The organism is Oleiphilus sp. HI0067, assembly GCF_001635735.1.
Genome location: NZ_LWFI01000022.1, coordinates 1 through 1126, shown reverse-complemented (window position 1 = coordinate 1126; position 1126 = coordinate 1). Strand labels below are relative to the sequence as shown.

1 protein-coding gene is annotated in these 1126 nt (G+C 45.4%); it reads right to left on the bottom strand.

Features of this window, described 5'->3' with window-relative positions; translation table 11 throughout:
- A partial coding sequence (locus A3739_RS00555) for an efflux RND transporter periplasmic adaptor subunit (protein ID WP_068499762.1) occupies positions 1-1042 on the bottom strand: 1042 nt, incomplete at its 3' end.
- Between the last annotated feature and the right edge of the window lie 84 nt (positions 1043-1126).

The window sequence follows — 1126 nt, the reverse complement described above, 5'->3', positions numbered from 1 at the left end:
CCGTTTGTCCCTTTGCAACAAAAGCCTGTCCGACAACGATTAGATTAAGGTTTTCTGGTAGGCCTGATAACCAAACGCCATCGCTATCATTTTTGATAATCTCAACCACATAGCGAACTACTTGATTGCTCTCATCAACAGCATTTACATAAATGCTGCCATCAGCAGCTAAGCTCAAAATTGATGATGAGACTTTGTGCGCAAGAATGTCTCCGAGCTGTAGTCGAACGCGCGCACTTTGGCCAAGACGAGGGTTGCTCTTTGACTGTGCAGTCGCTTCGATTCTAAATGTTCGTGTTGCTGGGTCCGCTTGGCTTGAGATGTATGAAAGTTGCCCTTCAATTGTTGTTCCGTCTAAAAGGTCAGCGTTGACAGTTTGTCCAAGCTTAATCTTGGAAACATGTTGTTGAGGTACACGCGCTATGATTTTAATATGCTGGTCGTCAATCAAGTCGATGAGTGGGTCGCCGGCTTGAACATAATCACCTAACTCCACATGGCGATAGTTAGCGATGCCCTCAAATGCCGCGCGAATGCGCGTATGGCCAAGTTCAACGGTTATTTGCTCTACCGATGATTTGGCTGCTGCAAGATTTGCTAAGGCTTGTTCGAGTTGATTTCCTGAAACGAGTTTTCGTTGTTTTAACTGTTGCGCTGCTTTTAGCTCTGCTTCACGTAGCTTTAGTTCTGCTTGGGCTTGTTCGAGGCGCGCTTGTCGATCTGAAATGTCGATATTGAGCATGACTTGATTTTGCTGAACACGCGTTCCGCTCTCGACGCCAATGTTGGTAATGCTGCCATGAGTTTCAGCTTTCACAGTGATCGCACGAGCCGGTTCGATGTCGCCTTGTAGGGTAATAATATCGGCAACAGTTTCGGCAACCATTGGACGAACCGTGACTTTAAATAATTCTTTTGGTGTTGTTTGTTCTTCAGATGCGAATTCATTAACTTGCGTAGCTGGCTGATTCGATGAGCCAGAAAAAAGCCAACCTAGAACTGCGATGCTGAGGCCAAGTGCAATAAGTACAGAACGATTCATTGTTATCCTAGAGCTAGTTTATTGTATTAAGGGAAGAGTGCGTGATACGAAAGCGGTCTAGTCTGACGCAAATGGTCAACTAAT